Raw genomic sequence first — 17,161 nt, forward strand, 5'->3', positions numbered from 1 at the left:
ACCGGCGCTTGTGGATCTTCAGGAGTAAGTAGCGGATGCTCCGCGACGTCATCCCGAAATGACACCCGCGGCGGGCCGGGGGGCGCCCCCCCCCCGTACCCCGGTGGGGGCGGCCAAAAATGGAAACCGCCCCCCACTGCTGTGAACGGCGAAAAACTACTGGTCGCGGTACATCTCGGCGACCAGGAACGCCAGGTCGAGCGACTGGCTCCGGTTCAGACGCGGGTCGCAGGCCGTCTCGTAGCGCTGGTGGAGGTCGTCGACGAAGATCTCGTGACCGCCGCCCACACACTCGGTGACGTCGTCACCGGTGAGCTCGACATGGATGCCGCCCGGGTGGGTGCCGAGCGCCTTGTGGACCTCGAAGAAGCCCTTGACCTCGTCCAGGACGTCGTCGAAGCGGCGCGTCTTGTGGCCCGATGCCGCCTCGAAGGTGTTGCCGTGCATCGGGTCGGTGACCCAGGCGACGACCGCGCCGGAGGCCGTGACCTTCTCGACCAGCTCGGGGAGCTTGTCGCGGACCTTGTCGGCACCCATGCGCACGACGAAGGTCAGCCGGCCCGGCTCGCGGTCCGGGTCGAGGCGGTCCACGTAGGTGAGCGCTTCGTCGACGGAGGTCGAGGGACCGAGCTTGATGCCGATCGGGTTGCGGATCCTGGCGGCGAACTCGATGTGCGCCCCGTCCAGCTGCCGGGTGCGCTCACCGATCCAGACCATGTGGCCCGAGGTGTCGTACAGCTGCCCGGTGCGCGAGTCGACGCGGGTGAGCGCCGACTCGTAGTCGAGCAGCAGCGCCTCGTGCGAGGCGTAGAACTCCACGGCCTTGAACTCGGCCGGGTCGGTGCCGCAGGCCTTCATGAAGTTCAGCGCGTTGTCGATCTCGCGGGCCAGCTGCTCGTAGCGCTGGCCGGACGGGGAGGACTTCACGAAGTCCTGGTTCCAGGCGTGCACCTGGCGCAGGTCGGCGTAGCCGCCGGTGGTGAAGGCGCGGACCAGGTTGAGCGTGGAGGCGGACGCGTGGTACATCCGCTTCAGGCGCTCGGGGTCGGGCACCCGGTCCTTCTCGGTGAAGGCGAAGCCGTTCACCGAGTCGCCCCGGTAGGTGGGCAGGGTCACGCCGTCGCGGGTCTCGGTGCCCTTGGAGCGGGGCTTGGAGTACTGGCCGGCGATGCGGCCGACCTTCACCACGGGCACGGAGGCCGCGTAGGTGAGGACGGCGCTCATCTGGAGGAGGGTCTTCAGCTTGGCCCGGATGTGATCGGCCGACACGGCGTCGAAGGCCTCGGCGCAGTCACCGCCCTGGAGCAGGAACGCCTCGCCCCGGGCGACGGCTCCCAGCCGGGCACGCAGCTGGTCGCACTCGCCCGCGAAGACGAGTGGCGGATACGACTCGAGGTCCGCGATCACATCGCGCAGAGCCTCGGCATCCGGGTACTCGGGCTGCTGCGCCGCGGGAAGGTCACGCCAGGTGTTTACGTTCACGGTCACCGCACCCACATTACGGGGTCCGTCCGGCCGTCCAGCCCGGCGACCACCTAATGAGACACCGGCCACGCGGACATGACCGGAAGGGCAGGCATGCCGTCCGGGCGGTCCTCGGGCGTGACCGACCATGATCATCCCCTGTTACTGTCACGCCAGTTACTTAATTCCGGACAAAGGCGACCAGGGGGGGCGTGATCCGAAGCATGACCAGCGGGCAGCGGAAACACAGGAACCGCACGGGCGGGAAGCTCGTGGGGTACGCGGCGGCGGGGGCCCTGGCGTTCACCGCGCTCGGCCCCCAGGCGTTCGCCGCGCAAGGTCCGGGGGCGACGGTGGCGGCCGGGACCCAGGGCGCCGCCGGCGCCGGCGCCTCGGCCCTTCAGGACCAATTCGCCCGCGCGGCAAGGGAGTTCAAGGTTCCCCAGAGCGTCCTGATGGCGGTCTCCTACCGCCAGACGCGCTGGGAGGACCACGACGGAGAGCCCAGCACGTCGGGCGCGTACAACGTCATGGGCCTGACCCGGGTGCGGCCCGGCGACGTGGAGCGGCCGAGCGCCGCCGACCGGCTCGCCCATCTCGACCTGAGCGGCGACCCGGCCGTCATGAAGCGGTTCGACGCGCGCCGGGCGCCGCTCGCCGACCCCGCCGTCGACACCACCGACCCCCGGCTGCACACCCTGGAGGAGGCCGCGCGGCTCATCGGCGAGCCGGTGGAGACCGTACGCGCCGACGCCGGGCAGAGCGTCCGGGCGGGCGCGGCCCTGCTGGCCCGCTACCAGCGGGCGGCGACCGGCTCGCTGCCGGCCGACCCCGGCGCCTGGTACCCGGCGGTCGCCCGCTACAGCCAGGCCCCCGACGCCAGGAGCGCCGACGCCTTCGCCGGGCGCGTCTTCGACTCGGTGCGCTCCGGCGAGCGCCGCGTCACCGGCGACGGCCAGGTGCTCGCGCTGCCCGCCGACCCCGGCATCGAGCCGGCGAAGCCCGCCACGAGGGCGCCCGCGGCGGACCCTGCGGCCCCGGCCCCCGAGTGCCCGGCCGGGCTCACCTGCGACTACCGGCCGGCCGACCCGAACAACTACAACGTGGCGATGCGGCCGCAGGGCGGGTACGACATCCGCCAGATCGTCATCCACGACACCGAGGGCTCCTACGACGGCTCCGTCAAGACCTTCCAGGACCCCAAGAGCTCGGCCAGCACGCACTACCTCGTCAAGGACGACGGCAGCCTGGTCACGCAGGTGGTGGCGACCAAGGACGAGGCCTACCACGCGGGCAACAAGACGGTGAACATGCACGCGCTCGGCATCGAGCACGTGGGCTTCGCCATGAAGCAGGGCAGCTGGTACGGCGAGCCGCTGTACGACGCGTCCGCGACGCTCGTGAAGTACCTGGCCGGCCGGTTCTCCATCCCCCTGGACCGTGAGCACATCATCGGCCACGACGAGGTGCCCGGTCCCCTGGACGGCTACGTCGCAGGGCAGCACTGGGACCCGGGCCCGTTCTGGGACTGGAACCACTACATGTCCCTGCTCGGCGCCGACGACTGCGCGCGCGCCAAGATGCCCGTCGCCGGGCAGGTCGTGAAGGTCGCGCCGCCGTTCGAGGCCGGCACGACGACGACGTACTACGACCCCGCCACCAAGGTCCGCACCACCTTCGACCAGCCGGTCAACTTCGGCTATCTCTACGCCGCCCCGTCCACCGACGCCGCCCCGCTGAGCGACCCCTACCTGGGACAGCAGGTCGCCACGGAGGGCCCGAACTGGGCCAACAAGGTCGTCGCGGGCGGCCGGTACGTCGTCGCGGACCAGCAGGGCGACTGGACGGCGATCTGGTACGGCGGCCAGAAGGCCTGGTTCCACAACCCGGGCGGCCGCTACACCTCCGTCGTGGGACGCTCGGCGGCCCCGGTCGTCCTCACGGCCAAGGGCAGCGACCCGGTGGCGGTCTACGGGCGCTCCTACCCCGAGGACGCCGCCTACGCGGGCACCGGGGTGCCGGTGCAGGGCAGCAACTCCGCGTCCCTGACCAAGTACGGCATCCCCGCCGGCCAGGCCTACGTGGCCGCGGGTGACATGGTCGCGGGCGACTACTACTACGGCGGCACCACGCTCGGCACCCTGGTCAAGGGCGCCCAGACCTTCTACCCGATCCGCTACAACCACCGGATCGCCTGGGTGCGGGCGGCCGACGTCCAGCAGGTCACCCCCGGCCGCTAGACATCGGGTACAGTGCCCGGCATGTTCGCGCACTCGACCCGTAACTGGTGGTGGACCGCTCATCCGGCGGCCCACTGATTCCCGCGCGTACCCACAGACGCACGAAGGCCGCCCCGAGGGGCGGCCTTCACTGTTTTCCCGGGCCGCTCCTCCCGCTCACCACCGGAAGGAAGCCGCCACCTCATGCTCATCCAGAGGCTGTTGGAAGAGAACTGCCCGCCGTTCGCGCTGCTGCGCAGACGCACCCCCGGCCGTGACCACGACACCGTCGAGGTACTGATCGGCCCGGTCCACGAGGTTGAGCGCCTGGCCGACCTGCCGGTCGGGGAGCGGCCCGCGCTCGCCCTGGTGCCGTTCCGCCAGATCAGGGAGCGCGGCTTCGACGTACGCGACGACGAGACGCCGCTGGCGGTACTGGTCGCGGACGAGAGGTACGAACTGCCGCTCGCGGACGTGCTCGCCGCGCTGCCCGCGCACGAGGTCCGGGTCGAGGGCGGCGGCTTCGACGTCGGCGACGAGGAGTACGCGAGCACCGTGCGCCGGGTCGTCGACGACGAGATCGGCCGGGGCGAGGGCGCCAACTTCGTCATCCGGCGCACCTACACGGGCGAGATCCCGGGCTTTTGCCGGGCCGACGCGCTGGCCCTGTTCGGCCGGCTCCTGGCGGGCGAGCGGGGGGCGTACTGGACGTATGTGGTGCACACCGGAGACCGTGTGCTGGTGGGGGCGAGCCCCGAGGTGCATGTGCGGATGTCCGGCGGCACGGTGGTCATGAACCCGATCAGCGGGACCTACCGCTACCCGGCGGGCGGCCCCACCGCCGATGGCCTGCTGGCCTTCCTCGCCGACCGCAAGGAGACCGACGAGCTGTCGATGGTCGTCGACGAAGAGCTCAAGATGATGTGCACGGTCGGCGACATGGGCGGCGTGGTGATCGGGCCCCGCCTGAAGGAGATGGCCCATCTCGCGCACACCGAGTACGAGTTGAGGGGCCGCTCCTCGCTCGATGTGCGCGACGTCCTGCGGGAGACGATGTTCGCGGCGACGGTCACCGGCTCGCCGGTGCAGAACGCGTGCCGGGTCATCGAGCGGTACGAGCACGGCGGGCGCGGCTACTACGCGGGCGCGCTCGCGCTGCTCGGCCAGGACGCGGGCGGCAACCAGACGCTCGACTCGCCCATCCTGATCCGCACGGCGGACATCGCGGCCTCGGGCCGTCTGCGGGTGCCGGTCGGCGCCACCCTCGTACGGCACTCGGATCCGGCGGGCGAGGTCGCCGAGACACACGCCAAGGCGGCGGGCGTCCTCGCGGCGCTCGGCGTGCGGCCCGCCCGCCCCGCCACCGAGCCCGGGCAGGCGCGCCTGGCCGACGATCCCCGGGTGCGGGCCGCGCTGGACGGGCGGCGGGCCGGCCTCGCGCCGTTCTGGCTGCGGATGCGGGACCGTCCGCAGGCGCCGGCCGGCTCGGCGCTCGTGGTGGACGGCGAGGACACCTTCACCGCGATGCTCGCGCACATGCTGCGCTCGCTCGGCCTGGACGTGGCGGTGCTGCGCTACGACGCGCCCGGGCTGCGCGAACGGGTGCGGGGCCACGAGGGTCCGCTGGTCCTCGGCCCGGGGCCCGGCGACCCGCTGGACGCGGACGATCCCAAGATGCGCCTGCTTCGCCCGCTCGCGGCCGAACTGCTGCGCTCGCACCGGCACGGGCTGCTCGGGGTGTGCCTCGGCCATGAGCTGATCGCGGCGGAACTCGGCCTGGAGATCGTGCGCAAGCAGGAGCCGCACCAGGGGGCGCAAGCGGTGATCGACCTGTTCGGGCGCGAGGAGACGGTGGGGTTCTACAACAGCTTCGCGGCGCGCTGCGAGGTGGCGCCCTCGGGCGTGGAGGTGTCGCTCGACCCGGTGACGAGGGAGGTGCACGCGCTGCGGGGCCCGGGGTACGCGGGGATCCAGTTCCACCCGGAGTCGGTGCTGACGCTGCGCGGGCCCGAGGTGGTCCGCGAACTGCTGGCCGGGGTGAGGGTGAGCTGACCCCGGCCCTGGGGCGCGGGGCGGCCGGGGCGGGGCGGCCGGGGTGGGCCGGACATCGACGGTGTCCGGCCCGGCCCCGGGCGCGCCCCCTGGCCGTTTCAGCCGAAGAAGACGCCCACCTCGGCGTAGAGCGCGGGGTCCACGGTCTTCAGCTTCGAGGTGGCCTGCGAGATCGGTACCCGGACGATGTCCGTGCCGCGCAGCGCCACCATCGAGCCGAAGGCGCCGTCGCGCACCGCGTCGATTGCGTGCAGGCCGAAGCGGGTCGCGAGCCACCGGTCGAACGCGCTCGGAGTGCCGCCGCGCTGGACATGGCCAAGCACGGTGGTCCTGGCCTCCTTGCCGGTGCGCTTCTCGATCTCCTTGGCCAGCCACTCGCCGACGCCGGACAGGCGTACGTGGCCGAAGGAGTCGAGCGTGCCGTCCTTGAGCACCAGCTCGCCGTCCTTGGGCATGGCGCCCTCGGCGATGACGACGATGGGGGCGTAAGAGGCCTTGAAGCGGGAGGTGATCCAGCCGCAGACCTGGTCGATGTCGAAGCGCTGCTCGGGGATGAGGATGACGTTGGCGCCGCCGGCCAGGCCCGAGTGCAGGGCGATCCAGCCCGCGTGCCGGCCCATGACCTCGACGACGAGGACGCGCATGTGCGACTCCGCCGTGGTGTGCAGCCGGTCGATGGCCTCGGTCGCGATGCCCACGGCGGTGTCGAAGCCGAAGGTGTAGTCGGTGGCGGAGAGGTCGTTGTCGATCGTCTTGGGCACGCCGACGCAAGGGATGCCGTACTCGTCGCTCAGGCGGGCCGCGACGCCCAGGGTGTCCTCGCCGCCGATCGCGATCACCGCGTCGATCTCGTACTTGGCGAGGTTCTCCTTGATGCGGCGCACACCGTTCTCGGCCTTGAGGGGGTTGGTGCGCGAGGAGCCGAGGATGGTGCCGCCGCGCGGCAGGATGCCGCGCACCGCCGGGATGTCGAGGGGGACGGTGACGCCCTCCAGCGGGCCGCGCCAGCCGTCCTTGAACCCGGTGAACTCGTATCCGTACTCCTGCACACCCTTGCGGACGATGCCCCGGATGACGGCGTTGAGTCCGGGGCAGTCACCGCCTCCGGTCAGTACTCCGACCCGCATGGAATGGTCCCTTCACCTGGGAGTGACGTACGCGGTCCACGCTAGTGGTGACGTACGTCACTCCGGGATGGGGCGAAAGGTCAATTCCCGGGACAATCAAGGAAGTTGACGCCCCGTCGTTCACCCGTACGAGGGATGGTCCTCGGCCTTGGCCGCGCGGCCTCAGCCGACGCTGTCGAGGCCGCGTTCTATCGCGTACCGCACGAGCTCCACCCTGTTGTGCAGCTGGAGCTTGCCCAGGGTGTTCTGGACGTGGTTCTGCACCGTGCGGTGCGAGATGACCAGGCGCTCGGCGATCTGCTTGTAGCTCAGGCCCTTGGCGACCAGGCGCAGCACCTCGGTCTCGCGCTCGGTGAGCTGGGGGGCCTTGGGCTCGTCGGGGGTCGCGGGCGCCGGGTCGCTCGCGAGCCTGCGGTACTCACCGAGGACCAGGCCGGCCAGGCCGGGCGTGAACACCGGGTCGCCGACGGCCGTGCGGCGCACGGCGTCGGTCAGCTCCTCGGCGCTCGCCGACTTCAGGAGGTAGCCGAGCGCGCCGGACTTCACCGCCTCCAGGACGTCGGCGTGCTCGGCCGACGCCGAAAGGACCAGGACCCGCAGCGCCGGGTTGGCGGCGACCAGCTCCTTGCAGACCTGGGCGCCGGGCATGCCCGGCAGGTTGAGGTCGAGTACCAGGACGTCGGGCGCCACGGCCTGGGCCCTGCGCACCGCCTGCGGTCCGTCGCCCGCCGTGGCCACCACGTCGAAGCCGGCGGCCGCGAGGTCACGGGCGACCGCGTCGCGCCACATCGGGTGGTCGTCGACCACCATCACCCGTACCGTCGCGTCCGCCCGCGCCGTCTGCTGCTCCGTCATCCGTACCGTCCTGCCTTCCCCCGAGGGACCTTCAGTTCCACTTCCGTACCCTGGCCCGGCACCGAGATCAGCTCCGCCGTGCCGCCCAGGTCGCGCAGCCGACCCCGGATCGAGAGAGCGACGCCCATGCGCCCCTCCCCCTCGGCCTTCTCAAGCCGGCCCGCCGGGATGCCGGGCCCGTCGTCCCGCACCGTCACGATCACTTCGTCCCCCCAGTCCTCCACCAGGATCCAGGCCCGGGCCGCCTCGCCCGCGTGCCTGCGGACATTGTCCAGGGCGGCACTGACAGCGGCCGCGAGCTCCCGCGCGGCGGCGGGCGCCAGCAGCACCGGAGCGCCCGGTTCCGCGAAGGAGACCCGCGATCCCGCGTGCGGGGCGAGCAGCGAGCGCAGATCGACGGTGCCGGCCCCCTCCGACCCGGCGCGCTCATCGGCCTCGTCGGGGACCTCCACCACGCGGACGACGGCGCCGTTGGCCGCGTCCTCGGAGGCCCGGCTCGTGGCCACCATGCCGCTGGAGACCAGGGTGCGCAGGGCGACCTCCTGCTCGCCCGCCATCCGTCCGAGCTCCGCCGCCTCGCCGCCTAGCGCGCTGCCCCTGCGCTGCACCATGGCGAGCACCTGGAGCACGCTGTCGTGGATGTCGCGGGCCAGGCGCTCGCGTTCGCGCGTGGCCGCCTCGATCTCCAGGGCGCGCGCGAGCGTGGCCTCACTGGCCCGGGCCACCTCGACGATGTAGCCGATCGCGATGGAGGCGATCCACACCAGGAGCACGTTGTGGAAGGTGTCCCGGGTGGGGTGGGCGCGCTCCACGATGTTGGCGACGGCCACCAGGGAGGAGGCGAACGCGGCCCAGCGCCAGCCGCCCTTGATCGCACACGCGAGCACCGCGCCGGCCGCCGCTATCGACGGCAGCGTCGGGCCGTCGATGTGCTGGGCGTCCAGGTCGGCGAGCGGGGTCAGCAGGATGCCGGTGAGGACGACGGTGAGGTCGATGGCCAGAAAGCGCTTGGTGCAGGCGGCCGCGCCCGCCACCCTGGGCAGCGTCGCGGCGTTCCACAGGGTGAGCACCGCGAGGTAGCCGATGCCGACCCAGGGCCGTTCGAACTTCGCGTACCCGTTGGCGAAGAGCGCCAGGGCGTAGAGAGTGGTGAGCACCCGGTAGCCCGTCAGGGCACGCCACAGCGGCAGCTCCACCGACATGCGTACGACTCGTTCGCGCTTCGCCATCTCCCCCACCCCGCGCCCGCCCCCTGGAAGAACGCGGCTAGGGGGTGTCTGGTGGACCATGGCCGGGGGCGCGCCTGATCCACCAGACACCCCCTAGTCGCCCGGTCGTTCCGCCCGCTTGGCCTGCTCGGCCTCGCGGGCCCTCTCCGCCTTCTCAACGGCCTTCTGCTCGTCGGCGGCCCGCTTGGCCTCGTCCGCGATCTGCCGCTTGGCCGCGGTCGCGTAGATGTCGACGTACTCCTGGCCGGAGAGCTTCATGATCTCGTACATGACCTCGTCGGTCACCGACCGCAGGATGAAGCGGTCGCCCTCCATGCCCTGGTAACGGCTGAAGTCGAGCGGCTTGCCGATCCTGATGCCGGGTCGCATCAGCTTGGGGACGACCTTGCCGGGCGGCTGGATCTTCTCGGTGTCGATCATGGCGACCGGGATGACGGGGGCACCGGTGGCCAGCGCGACCCGGGCGAGGCCGCCCGGCTTGCCCCGGTAGAGGCGGCCGTCGGGCGAGCGGGTGCCCTCGGGGTAGATGCCGAAGAGGCCGCCGCTCTTGATCACGTCGATGCCGGCCTTGATCGCGGCCTCGCCGGCGCCGCGCGCGCCCGAGCGGTCCACCGGGAGCTGGCCGACGCCCTTGAAGAACGCGGCCGTCAGCCTGCCCTTGACTCCGGGTGAGGTGAAGTACTCGGCCTTGGCGATGAAGGTCACTTTCCGGTCGAGTACGGCCGGCAGGAAGAAGGAGTCCGAGAACGAGAGGTGATTGCTCGCGAGGATGGCCGGGCCCTCGGCGGGGATGTTCTCCAGGCCCTCCACCCACGGCCTGAAGGCGAGCTTCAGCGAGCCGCCGATGGAGAACTTCATTGCGCCGTAGATCACTCGGATGCCTTCCTGTGCTTGTCGAACAGACCTTAACCCGTGCGGGGGCCGCCCTCCCCGCGTGACGGCTCTGGTCGGTGTCGGTCCGGTCGCGTACCGTGAAGTACGACTCCCCCGCAACACCCCTCGCCCCCGCTCATGAACAGGAGACCCCTGGTGCCGGTCCTCCCTGGAGCCGAGCCGTTCCGCCACGAGGGCGGAGAGGTCGGCGTCCTCCTCTGTCACGGTTTCACCGGTTCCCCGCAGTCGCTGCGCCCCTGGGCCGATCACCTCGCGGAGCGCGGTTTCACCGTCTCGCTGCCGCTCCTGCCCGGCCACGGCACGCGCTGGCAGGACATGCAGCTCACGGGCTGGCAGGACTGGTACGCGGAGGTGGACCGCGCCCTGTGCGAGCTCCTTGAGCGCTGCTCCCGGGTCTTCGTCTTCGGGCTCTCGATGGGCGGCGCGCTCGCGCTGCGCCTCGCCGCCAAGCACGGCGACGCGGTGGCGGGCCTCGTGCTCGTCAACCCGGGCAACAAGGTGCACGGTCTGGCCGCCCACGCGCTGCCGGTGGTGCGCCACCTCGTGCCCTCCACCAAGGGCATCGCGAGCGACATCGCCAAGGAGGGCTCCCGGGAGATCGGCTACGACCGGGTGCCGCTGCACGCGGCGCACTCGCTGCGCACCTTCTTCACCCTGGTCGACGGTGAACTGCCGCAGGTCACGCAGCCGTTGGTGATCCTGCACAGCCCGCAGGACCATGTGGTGCCGCCCGCCGACACGGCGCGGATCCTCAGCCGGGTCTCCTCCACGGACGTCAAGGAGATCCTGCTGGAACAGAGCTACCACGTGGCGACGTTGGACCATGACGCGGAGCGGATCTTCGAAGAGAGCCTTGCCTTCATCGGCCGCCTCGCTCCTGGGGTCGGGACGAAGGGGAGCACGAGCGGTGGCTGAGCACGACGCGGACCGCGAGCCGCAGCCGATCGACGAAGAGGCTGCGTGGGCGGCGATCGTGGCGGGGTACGGCGAGGAGCCGGCCGACCCGCCCGGTAGCAGACCGTTCAGATCCGTGGAGGATCTGGCGCTGATCGAGGAAGAGCCGGACGGGCGGGGTGCGGCGGGCGTGGTGCCGGGTGCGCCCGGTGCGCCGGACGCGGCTGGGGACGAGGGTGGCGCGGCCGAGGCCGAGGAGTCCGAGAAGGACCGGGACAAGGGGCCGGACACCGGGCCCGACAAGGGGCTGGGCAAGCCGGCGCTGGGCAGCTCGGTGGTGTTCGCGCCGGGCGTGCGCGGGCCGCGTGACTTCTCGCCCGCCGAGCCGTCGGGTGGTGCGCGGGACGACGCGGACGGCTCGGACGGCTCGGACGAGGGCCACTTCGTGCCGCCGGAGCCGCCGCCGCTGCCGGAGGCCGACGCGACGGCGAAGTTCGCGTGGCTCGGCGTGGTGGGCGGCCCGCTGCTGCTCGTCCTGGCGGCGGTGTTCGCCTGGGACATGACGTGGTGGCTCACGGCGCTGGGGGTGGGCGGGTTCTTGGGTGGCATCGCGACGTTGTTCGCGCGGATGCGGCCGGATGACGAGGATGACGACGACCCGGGTCGCGGCGCGGTCGTCTGAGACCCCGCCGGGCCGGTGCGGGGTGGGTTGCGCGGGGTGGGTCGGCGCGGGCCCGGTCGCACGACCCGGGTTGCCGTTCGCGCAGTTCCCCGCGCCCCTGACTACTCGGCGCGGGCCGGCATTGGCATCCTCAGCCCGTCCGGCGTTTGAGGACGAGGCCGTTCAGGCCGATCGGGAACCCCGGCTGCCGGCCGTGGGTGGCTGGTCGCGCAGTTCCCCGCGCCCCTGGCAGGGTCGGTGCGGGCCAGCATTGGCATCCCCAGCCCTACGCGGCGCGGGCCAGCATGGGCATCCCCAGCCCGTCCGGCGTTTGAGGACGAGGGCCCTTCAGGCCCGAACGGGGTCTGGGGCGGAGCCCCAGGGACCCCGGCTGCGGACCGTGCGTGGCTGAGCGCGCAGTTCCCCGCGCCCCTTAACTACTCGGCGCGGGCCGGCATTGGCAACCTCAGCCTGCCATGGGGGTCCCCCTGGCCCTTAAGGCCTTGGGGGAGTTTGAGGGCGAGCGCCTTCAGCGCGAACGGGGTCTGGGGCGGAGCCCCAGGGAGCCGGGCGCCGCATGGGTATCGTGGCTCACCGGGTTGGGACGCGGAGGGTGGCCAGGACGGGGAGGTGGTCCGTCGCGGCCAGGAGGTCGTCCCGCCGCGTCAAGGACAACGGCACCCCGCAGGCCAGCACTTCGATCCCCGCCGTGACGAAGACCGCGTCGATCCGCTGGTGCGGATCACCCGGCGTGGAGGTGAACTCCCCTCCCCACGGGGCGACTTCCCAGCAGTCCCGCAGCGTCCCGGCGATCCGGGCGAAGGCCCGCCCGCCGGGACGCTCGTTCAGGTCGCCACCCGCGACCGCGTGGTCCACCCCCATCGCGGCGAGCTTGTCGAGCAGCGCGCCCGCCTGCCCGTACCGCTCGGCCTCCTGAAGGCTGAGATGCGCGCTCAGGACGCCGATCCTGGCGCCCCCGATCCGTACCACGGCGGTCGCGAAACCACGCCGGTGCAGCCCTGGAGTGAGCGGAAGCAGCACGTCCTCGGTGCGTTCCACGGTGGCACGCAGGGAGCAGAGCAGCATCGGGCCCGCGGCCGTGGCCCCGCCGCCAAGGATCACCAGATCGCTCGCCGCCGCGAGGCGCGCCGCGGCCTTGCGCCAGCGGAAGAAGCGCGGCGCCTCCTGGATGAGGACCAGATCGGGTTCGCAGGCCCGGATCACCCGGGCGAGCGCCGCGTTGTCGTCGCGCATCGAGCGGATGTTGTAGCTGAGGACGCGGATCACGGCCGCGCCGTTCTCCGTCGCGGACGCGGGCAGTTCGCCGCCGGGGGTCGTCATGGTCCACAACGTATGACAGCGCCCGCCGGTCCGGACAGGACGCGGCGGGCGCCGATGACGCACGCGGCGCCGACGGGGTCGCCGGCGCGGCGTGCGCTACATGATCGGGTCGGGCTGGCGCGCCAGGTCGGCGGCGCCGACCAGCCCGGCCTTGTTGCCGAGCTGGGCCGCGATGACGTCGGCGACCGGGCGCCAGTTGCCGCCGACCAGCCAGCGCTTGTAGGACTTGCGGATCGGGTCGAGCACCAGCTCGCCCTCGTCCGAGAGCCCGCCGCCCACGATGAACGCGGAGGGGTCGAAGAGCGAGGCCAGATCGGCCAGGCCCGCGCCCGCCCAGCGCGCCAGCTCCCGGTAGGAGTCGACCGCGACCGGGTCGCCCTGACGCGCGGCCATCGAGATGTGCTTGCCCTCGATGCCCTCGGGGGTGCCGTCGCCGAGCCCGAGCAGGAACTCGGCGCGCTCGGGGGTGGCGTTGGCGCGCTGCATCGCGTACCGCACGAGGGCGCGGCCCGAGGCGTACTGCTCCCAGCAGCCCTGGCTGCCGCAGCCGCACAGCAGCCCGTCCGGCACCATCCGGATGTGACCGAACTCGGCGGCCACCCCGAAGTGTCCGCGGCGCAGCTTGTTCCCGATGATGATGCCGCCGCCGAGGCCGGTGCCGAGCGTGATGCAGATGACGTTGCGGTGGCCCTTGCCCGCGCCGAAGCGGTACTCGCCCCAGGCGGCCGCGTTGGCGTCGTTCTCGACGACGACGGGGAGGCCGACGCGCAGCTCGACCTTCTCCTTGAGCGGTTCCTGGCGCCAGTCGATGTTGGGCGCGAAGTAGACGGTGGAGCGCTGGCGGTTGACGTAACCGGCGGCCCCGATGCCCACGCCCACGATCTCGTGTCCGGCGCGCGCTCCCTCGACGGCCGAGGCGATCGCGTCCACGATGGCTTCGGGCGTGCCGGGGGTCGGCACCTTGTGGGTCGAGAGGATGTTGCCCTCCTCGTCGACCACGCCCGCCGCGATCTTCGTGCCGCCGATATCGACACCGATGGTGAGTCCCATGAATCCCTCAGTTCGGTCGAGCCCCGCTACGGCCAACCGTACCCGAGGCGGGGCGGCCCTCAGCGTGCCGCGTCCGCGTTCGTCCGGGGTGTGAGACCAGCGCCGTCTCCCGGCCGTCTCAGTCGAGGTCGATGTGCTCGGCCGCTCCCGGACCCTCGTCGCGCTTGGCGTCGTCGGCGGCCGTCCAGCGGCGCTCGTGCCGCTCGACGGCGGAGCGGTAGGCCGCGAGCAGTTCGCCGCCGGCCGCGGCGAGGTGGTCGAAGACCTCGGGGTTGCGCTCGATGACGGGCTCGACGGCGGACTTCGCCTGGCTGATCAGCTGCTGCACGGCCCCCTGGGCGGCGAGCCCGGAGAGCCCGGCCGGGCCGGTGAAGAGCCCGCCGACCTTGTCGCTCACGGCCTCGAACAGCTTGCGCAGCTCCTCGGCGGCGGAACCCGGTGGGGTGCCGTACTGGGCGCGGCGGCGCTCCTTCTCGGCGGCCAGGTCCTCGGCGCAGGCGTCGGCCCAGGCATCCGCGTCGGGTGCGGGGCGCTCGGTGGCTTCGCTCATGGCGGACTCCAGCGGCTGGTTCCTACGGGCTGTTTCCCTCGACGTTACCCGAACGGGGGTATCGCGTTCAGTGTCCGCGGGGCCATGGGCCGGGATGTCTCAGTGTCCGCGGGGCCACAGGCCCGGATCGGGCGCGAAGCGGATGTCCAGTACGCCCTCGCGCAGCGCCGCCCCGGCCACCGAGCAGCGGCGCAGCGCGGAGGGCAGCGCCGCGACGCGCCGGAACGGGCCGACGGTGAGCAGGAGTTCGTCGCCGCGCCGCACCAGGGAGAGACCGTCCTTGACGGCGCCGGGCAGCGGCAGGCGCCACACCAGGACGCCGTCCTCGGCGAGCCGGTCCTCGACGGTCCACGCCGGGGCCGGCACCGTCGCGCGGTCCGGATCGAGGCCGGGGTCGAGCAGGTCGAGGTCGTCGTCGCCGCGTGGGTCGCGGCCCAGGTGGGCCACCTCGCGCACGGTGGGGAACTCCTCGTTCAACGCGTCGAGGTGCTTGCGCTGCTGGGCGACGAGCCCGGCGAGCCAGGGATCGGGGGTCTCGGCGGGCAGCAGCCGGTTGGCGATCACCGCGTCGAGGGCGAGGCGCTGCACGGCGAGGCCGAGCCGCGCGGTGCGCAGGGCGTCGGCGGCGGCAGGTCCCGGCTCCACGACGAGCCGTACGACGGTGTCCTTGTCCTCGATCACGGCCTGCACGGCGGCCAGTTCCAGGTCCCAGCGCGCGGCGGTCTCATACAGCCACCGCGCGGGCATCGGCACCCCGGCGAGCTGGGCGAGGACCGGGCGCAGCGAGCGGGCTGCCTGGCGCTCGGGCGGCAGAAGACGGCGCAGATAGCGGCGCAGCTGCTCGGGCAGAGCGAGCGTGGCGAGCGCGGTCGCGGTCGGCGGGAGGTCGACGACGAGCAGACCGGGTGCGTCGGCTGCGGCCTCGCGCAGGGCGCTGAGCAGGGCGAGCTGTTCGGCGCCGGGGAGTTCGGTGAGTTCGTCGGCGTCCAGGCGGGAGGCGCCGAGCAGATCGAGCGCGGCGCCCGCGCGGTCCTGGAAGGCGAGGAGTTCGGCGCGGAAGTGCGCGGCGGCGTCGATCCGCCGCACGGTGACCCCGGCCAGCTCGCCGGGGAGGGGGTCCGAGGTCAGCAGGGTGACCAGGGCGCCCCGACGGGCGGCGGCGAGCGCGGTCGCCGCCGCGTGGATGGTGCGGCCCGCGCCGCCGGGGCCGGTGACCAGGACCGTACGCACGTCTACGGCTTCTCGGCTCCGTCGGCGGCGGGGGCGCCCGGGCCGCTTTCGACGCGCTTCTTCAGGCCGGCGAGCGCGCGGTCGATGATGACCTTCTCGGCCTTGCGCTTGATCATGCCGAGCATCGGGATCTTGACGTCCACGGTCAGCTGGTAGGTGACCTCGGTGTGGCCGCCGGGGGCGTCGGCGAGCGTGTACGAACCGTCGAGGGTGCGCAGCATCTGGGACTTGACCAGGGTCCAGCTGACCTGGTTGCCGTTCCAGCGGTAGGCGAGGGTGTGGTCGTCCTTGATGGCGCCCGCGTCGAGCAGGAGGCGCACCTTCTCGGCGTGGCCATCGGCGTCGGTGGCGAGCACTTCGGCCTCCTTCACCTCGCCGGTCCACTCCGGGTAGCGGGCGAAGTCCGCGATCACGCCCATGACGTCGGCGGGGGCCGCCTCGATGGTGATAGACGAGCTGGTGTGTTCCGCCATCGTCGTGGCTCCTCCAGTGCGCGGTCCGGTGGGTCTGGGTCTCCCCCGCCCGGCGGTGCCGGCGGCGGCGGGGAGGTGGGTGCAGGCTATCGCGTACCGGCCGGTGGCCCGTCCAGTGGCCGGTGGGCCGGGAACGGGCGGCTCCGCGCGGGTGGCCGGATCACCACTCCAGGGCGAACGGCCGGGAGGTGGCCGCGAAATGGCCGACGTTCACGCACTCGGTGCGGCCGATCCGCATCCGGCGGGCCAGCGGCTGGTGGACGTGGCCGAACAGGGAGTAGCGCGGCCGGGTCTTCCTGATCGCGGCGAGCAGCGCGCGTGAGCCGCGTTCGAAGCGGCGGGCGACGGTGTCGTACACGAGCTCGGGGACCTCGGGCGGGATGTGCGAGCAGAGCACGTCGACCTCGCCAAGCGCCTCGACCTTCGCGGCGTACTCCTCGTCGGAGATTTCGAAGGGCGTGCGCATCGGGGTGCGAAGGCCCCCGCCGACGAAGCCGAAGACGCGCCCCGCTATCTCGACGCGCTCGCCGTCCAGGACGGTGGTGCCGGGGCCCGCGTACTGCGGCCACAGGTGAGGCAGGTCGACGTTTCCGTAGGTGGCGTACGTCGGGGCGGGGAAGGCGGCGAACAGCTCGGCGTACTGGCGGCGCACCGCGGCCTCGATCGCGGCCTCGCGGTCGAGACCGGCCCACAGGGAACGGCCCAGCTCACGGGCCTCCTCGAAGCGCCGTGCGGTGCGCAGCGCGACGATCCGATGGGCGTTCTCGACGCCGAACAGGTCGGGGAAGATGCCGCGCGCGTGGTCGGCGTAGTCGAGGAAGAGGACCAGGTCACCCAGGCAGACCAGGGCGTCGGCCCCCTCGCCCGCCTTGGCCAGACCCTCGGCGTTCCCGTGCACGTCACTGACCACATGAACTCGCATGGCTGCCACCTTAGGCCGTCGGACCTGCGGTTACTTCCGGGTGGTGAGCGGGGTGGACTACTGTGCGCGAAGCAGAGTCAAAGTTGTGTGACGCACCGAACATCTGGCCGGAACCCCCTATCGGGAACCCACTACCCATGGGTAACGTCCGGGCAGTCCAGTCGTGCTCGGATGATCCGCCCCCACGGAATCCCCCGGGC

At 72.4% G+C, this 17,161-nt stretch carries 16 protein-coding genes; 5 read left to right on the forward strand and 11 right to left on the reverse strand.

Features of this window, described 5'->3' with window-relative positions; translation table 11 throughout:
* Nucleotides 1–156: 156 nt before the first annotated feature.
* Nucleotides 157–1,497 (reverse strand): class II 3-deoxy-7-phosphoheptulonate synthase, encoded by a 1,341-nt coding sequence (locus ACFYM2_RS26510; RefSeq protein WP_358995397.1) that lies wholly within the window; start codon nt 1,495–1,497, stop codon nt 157–159.
* A gap of 191 nt (nt 1,498–1,688) precedes the next feature.
* Between ACFYM2_RS26510 and ACFYM2_RS26515 the strand changes: the two genes are divergently transcribed.
* From ACFYM2_RS26515 to ACFYM2_RS26525, 3 genes are all read left to right on the forward strand, one after another.
* Entirely contained in the window at nt 1,689–3,704 is a 2,016-nt protein-coding gene (locus tag ACFYM2_RS26515) for an N-acetylmuramoyl-L-alanine amidase (protein ID WP_388839679.1), read from the forward strand.
* A gap of 21 nt (nt 3,705–3,725) precedes the next feature.
* Complete coding sequence (locus tag ACFYM2_RS26520; protein WP_073735655.1) at nt 3,726–3,782, forward strand: trp operon leader peptide; 57 nt, start codon at nt 3,726–3,728, stop codon at nt 3,780–3,782.
* Nucleotides 3,783–3,887: 105 nt separating this feature from the next.
* The gene (locus ACFYM2_RS26525) at nt 3,888–5,735 is read left to right on the forward strand and encodes an anthranilate synthase family protein (protein WP_358995402.1); all 1,848 of its coding nucleotides are present in this window, start codon (nt 3,888–3,890) and stop codon (nt 5,733–5,735) included.
* 98 nt (nt 5,736–5,833) lie between these two features.
* On the opposite strand, the gene ACFYM2_RS26530 is transcribed toward ACFYM2_RS26525, so the two are convergent.
* From ACFYM2_RS26530 to ACFYM2_RS26545, 4 genes are all read right to left on the reverse strand, one after another.
* Nucleotides 5,834–6,862, reverse strand: a complete 1,029-nt coding sequence (locus tag ACFYM2_RS26530; protein WP_358995404.1) for a 6-phosphofructokinase — start codon at nt 6,860–6,862, stop codon at nt 5,834–5,836.
* A 162-nt stretch (nt 6,863–7,024) separates the two neighbouring features.
* Entirely contained in the window at nt 7,025–7,717 is a 693-nt protein-coding gene (locus ACFYM2_RS26535) for a response regulator transcription factor (protein ID WP_350229852.1), read from the reverse strand.
* Nucleotides 7,714–8,946 (reverse strand): MacS family sensor histidine kinase, encoded by a 1,233-nt coding sequence (gene macS / locus ACFYM2_RS26540; RefSeq protein ID WP_358995407.1) that lies wholly within the window; start codon nt 8,944–8,946, stop codon nt 7,714–7,716. The genes ACFYM2_RS26535 and macS overlap by 4 nt, the downstream gene beginning before the upstream one ends.
* A 93-nt stretch (nt 8,947–9,039) precedes the next feature.
* Nucleotides 9,040–9,819 carry a 1-acyl-sn-glycerol-3-phosphate acyltransferase gene (locus ACFYM2_RS26545; RefSeq protein WP_388839682.1) on the reverse strand — a complete coding sequence of 260 codons (780 nt, stop codon included), beginning with the start codon at nt 9,817–9,819 and terminating at the stop codon, nt 9,040–9,042.
* 156 nt (nt 9,820–9,975) lie between these two features.
* Between ACFYM2_RS26545 and ACFYM2_RS26550 the strand changes: the two genes are divergently transcribed.
* Both ACFYM2_RS26550 and ACFYM2_RS26555 read left to right on the forward strand, forming a co-directional pair.
* On the forward strand, nt 9,976–10,755 hold the full coding sequence (locus ACFYM2_RS26550) for an alpha/beta fold hydrolase (RefSeq protein ID WP_350229855.1): 780 nt from the start codon (nt 9,976–9,978) through the stop codon (nt 10,753–10,755).
* Nucleotides 10,664–11,416: a hypothetical protein gene (locus ACFYM2_RS26555; protein WP_388839685.1), complete on the forward strand. Its 753-nt coding sequence runs from the start codon at nt 10,664–10,666 to the stop codon at nt 11,414–11,416. The genes ACFYM2_RS26550 and ACFYM2_RS26555 overlap by 92 nt, the downstream gene beginning before the upstream one ends.
* Nucleotides 11,417–11,986: 570 nt before the next feature.
* On the opposite strand, the gene ACFYM2_RS26560 is transcribed toward ACFYM2_RS26555, so the two are convergent.
* From ACFYM2_RS26560 to ACFYM2_RS26585, 6 genes are all read right to left on the reverse strand, one after another.
* Nucleotides 11,987–12,736, reverse strand: coding sequence for an endonuclease/exonuclease/phosphatase family protein (locus ACFYM2_RS26560; RefSeq protein WP_358995414.1), 750 nt, complete (start codon nt 12,734–12,736; stop codon nt 11,987–11,989).
* A 96-nt stretch (nt 12,737–12,832) separates the two neighbouring features.
* Nucleotides 12,833–13,786, reverse strand: coding sequence for an ROK family glucokinase (locus ACFYM2_RS26565; protein ID WP_350229858.1), 954 nt, complete (start codon nt 13,784–13,786; stop codon nt 12,833–12,835).
* Nucleotides 13,787–13,904: 118 nt separating this feature from the next.
* Nucleotides 13,905–14,336, reverse strand: a complete 432-nt coding sequence (locus ACFYM2_RS26570; RefSeq protein WP_358995418.1) for a DUF5304 family protein — start codon at nt 14,334–14,336, stop codon at nt 13,905–13,907.
* A 99-nt stretch (nt 14,337–14,435) separates the two neighbouring features.
* Entirely contained in the window at nt 14,436–15,566 is a 1,131-nt protein-coding gene (locus ACFYM2_RS26575) for an ArsA-related P-loop ATPase (protein ID WP_388839688.1), read from the reverse strand.
* A 2-nt stretch (nt 15,567–15,568) separates the two neighbouring features.
* Nucleotides 15,569–16,039, reverse strand: a complete 471-nt coding sequence (locus tag ACFYM2_RS26580; protein ID WP_358995424.1) for an SRPBCC family protein — start codon at nt 16,037–16,039, stop codon at nt 15,569–15,571.
* A gap of 160 nt (nt 16,040–16,199) precedes the next feature.
* Nucleotides 16,200–16,961: a metallophosphoesterase gene (locus ACFYM2_RS26585; RefSeq protein ID WP_388839691.1), complete on the reverse strand. Its 762-nt coding sequence runs from the start codon at nt 16,959–16,961 to the stop codon at nt 16,200–16,202.
* Nucleotides 16,962–17,161: the final 200 nt, after the last annotated feature.

Origin of the sequence: Streptomyces sp. NPDC006711 (assembly GCF_042869775.1) — a bacterium.
Taxonomy (GTDB): domain Bacteria; phylum Actinomycetota; class Actinomycetes; order Streptomycetales; family Streptomycetaceae; genus Streptomyces.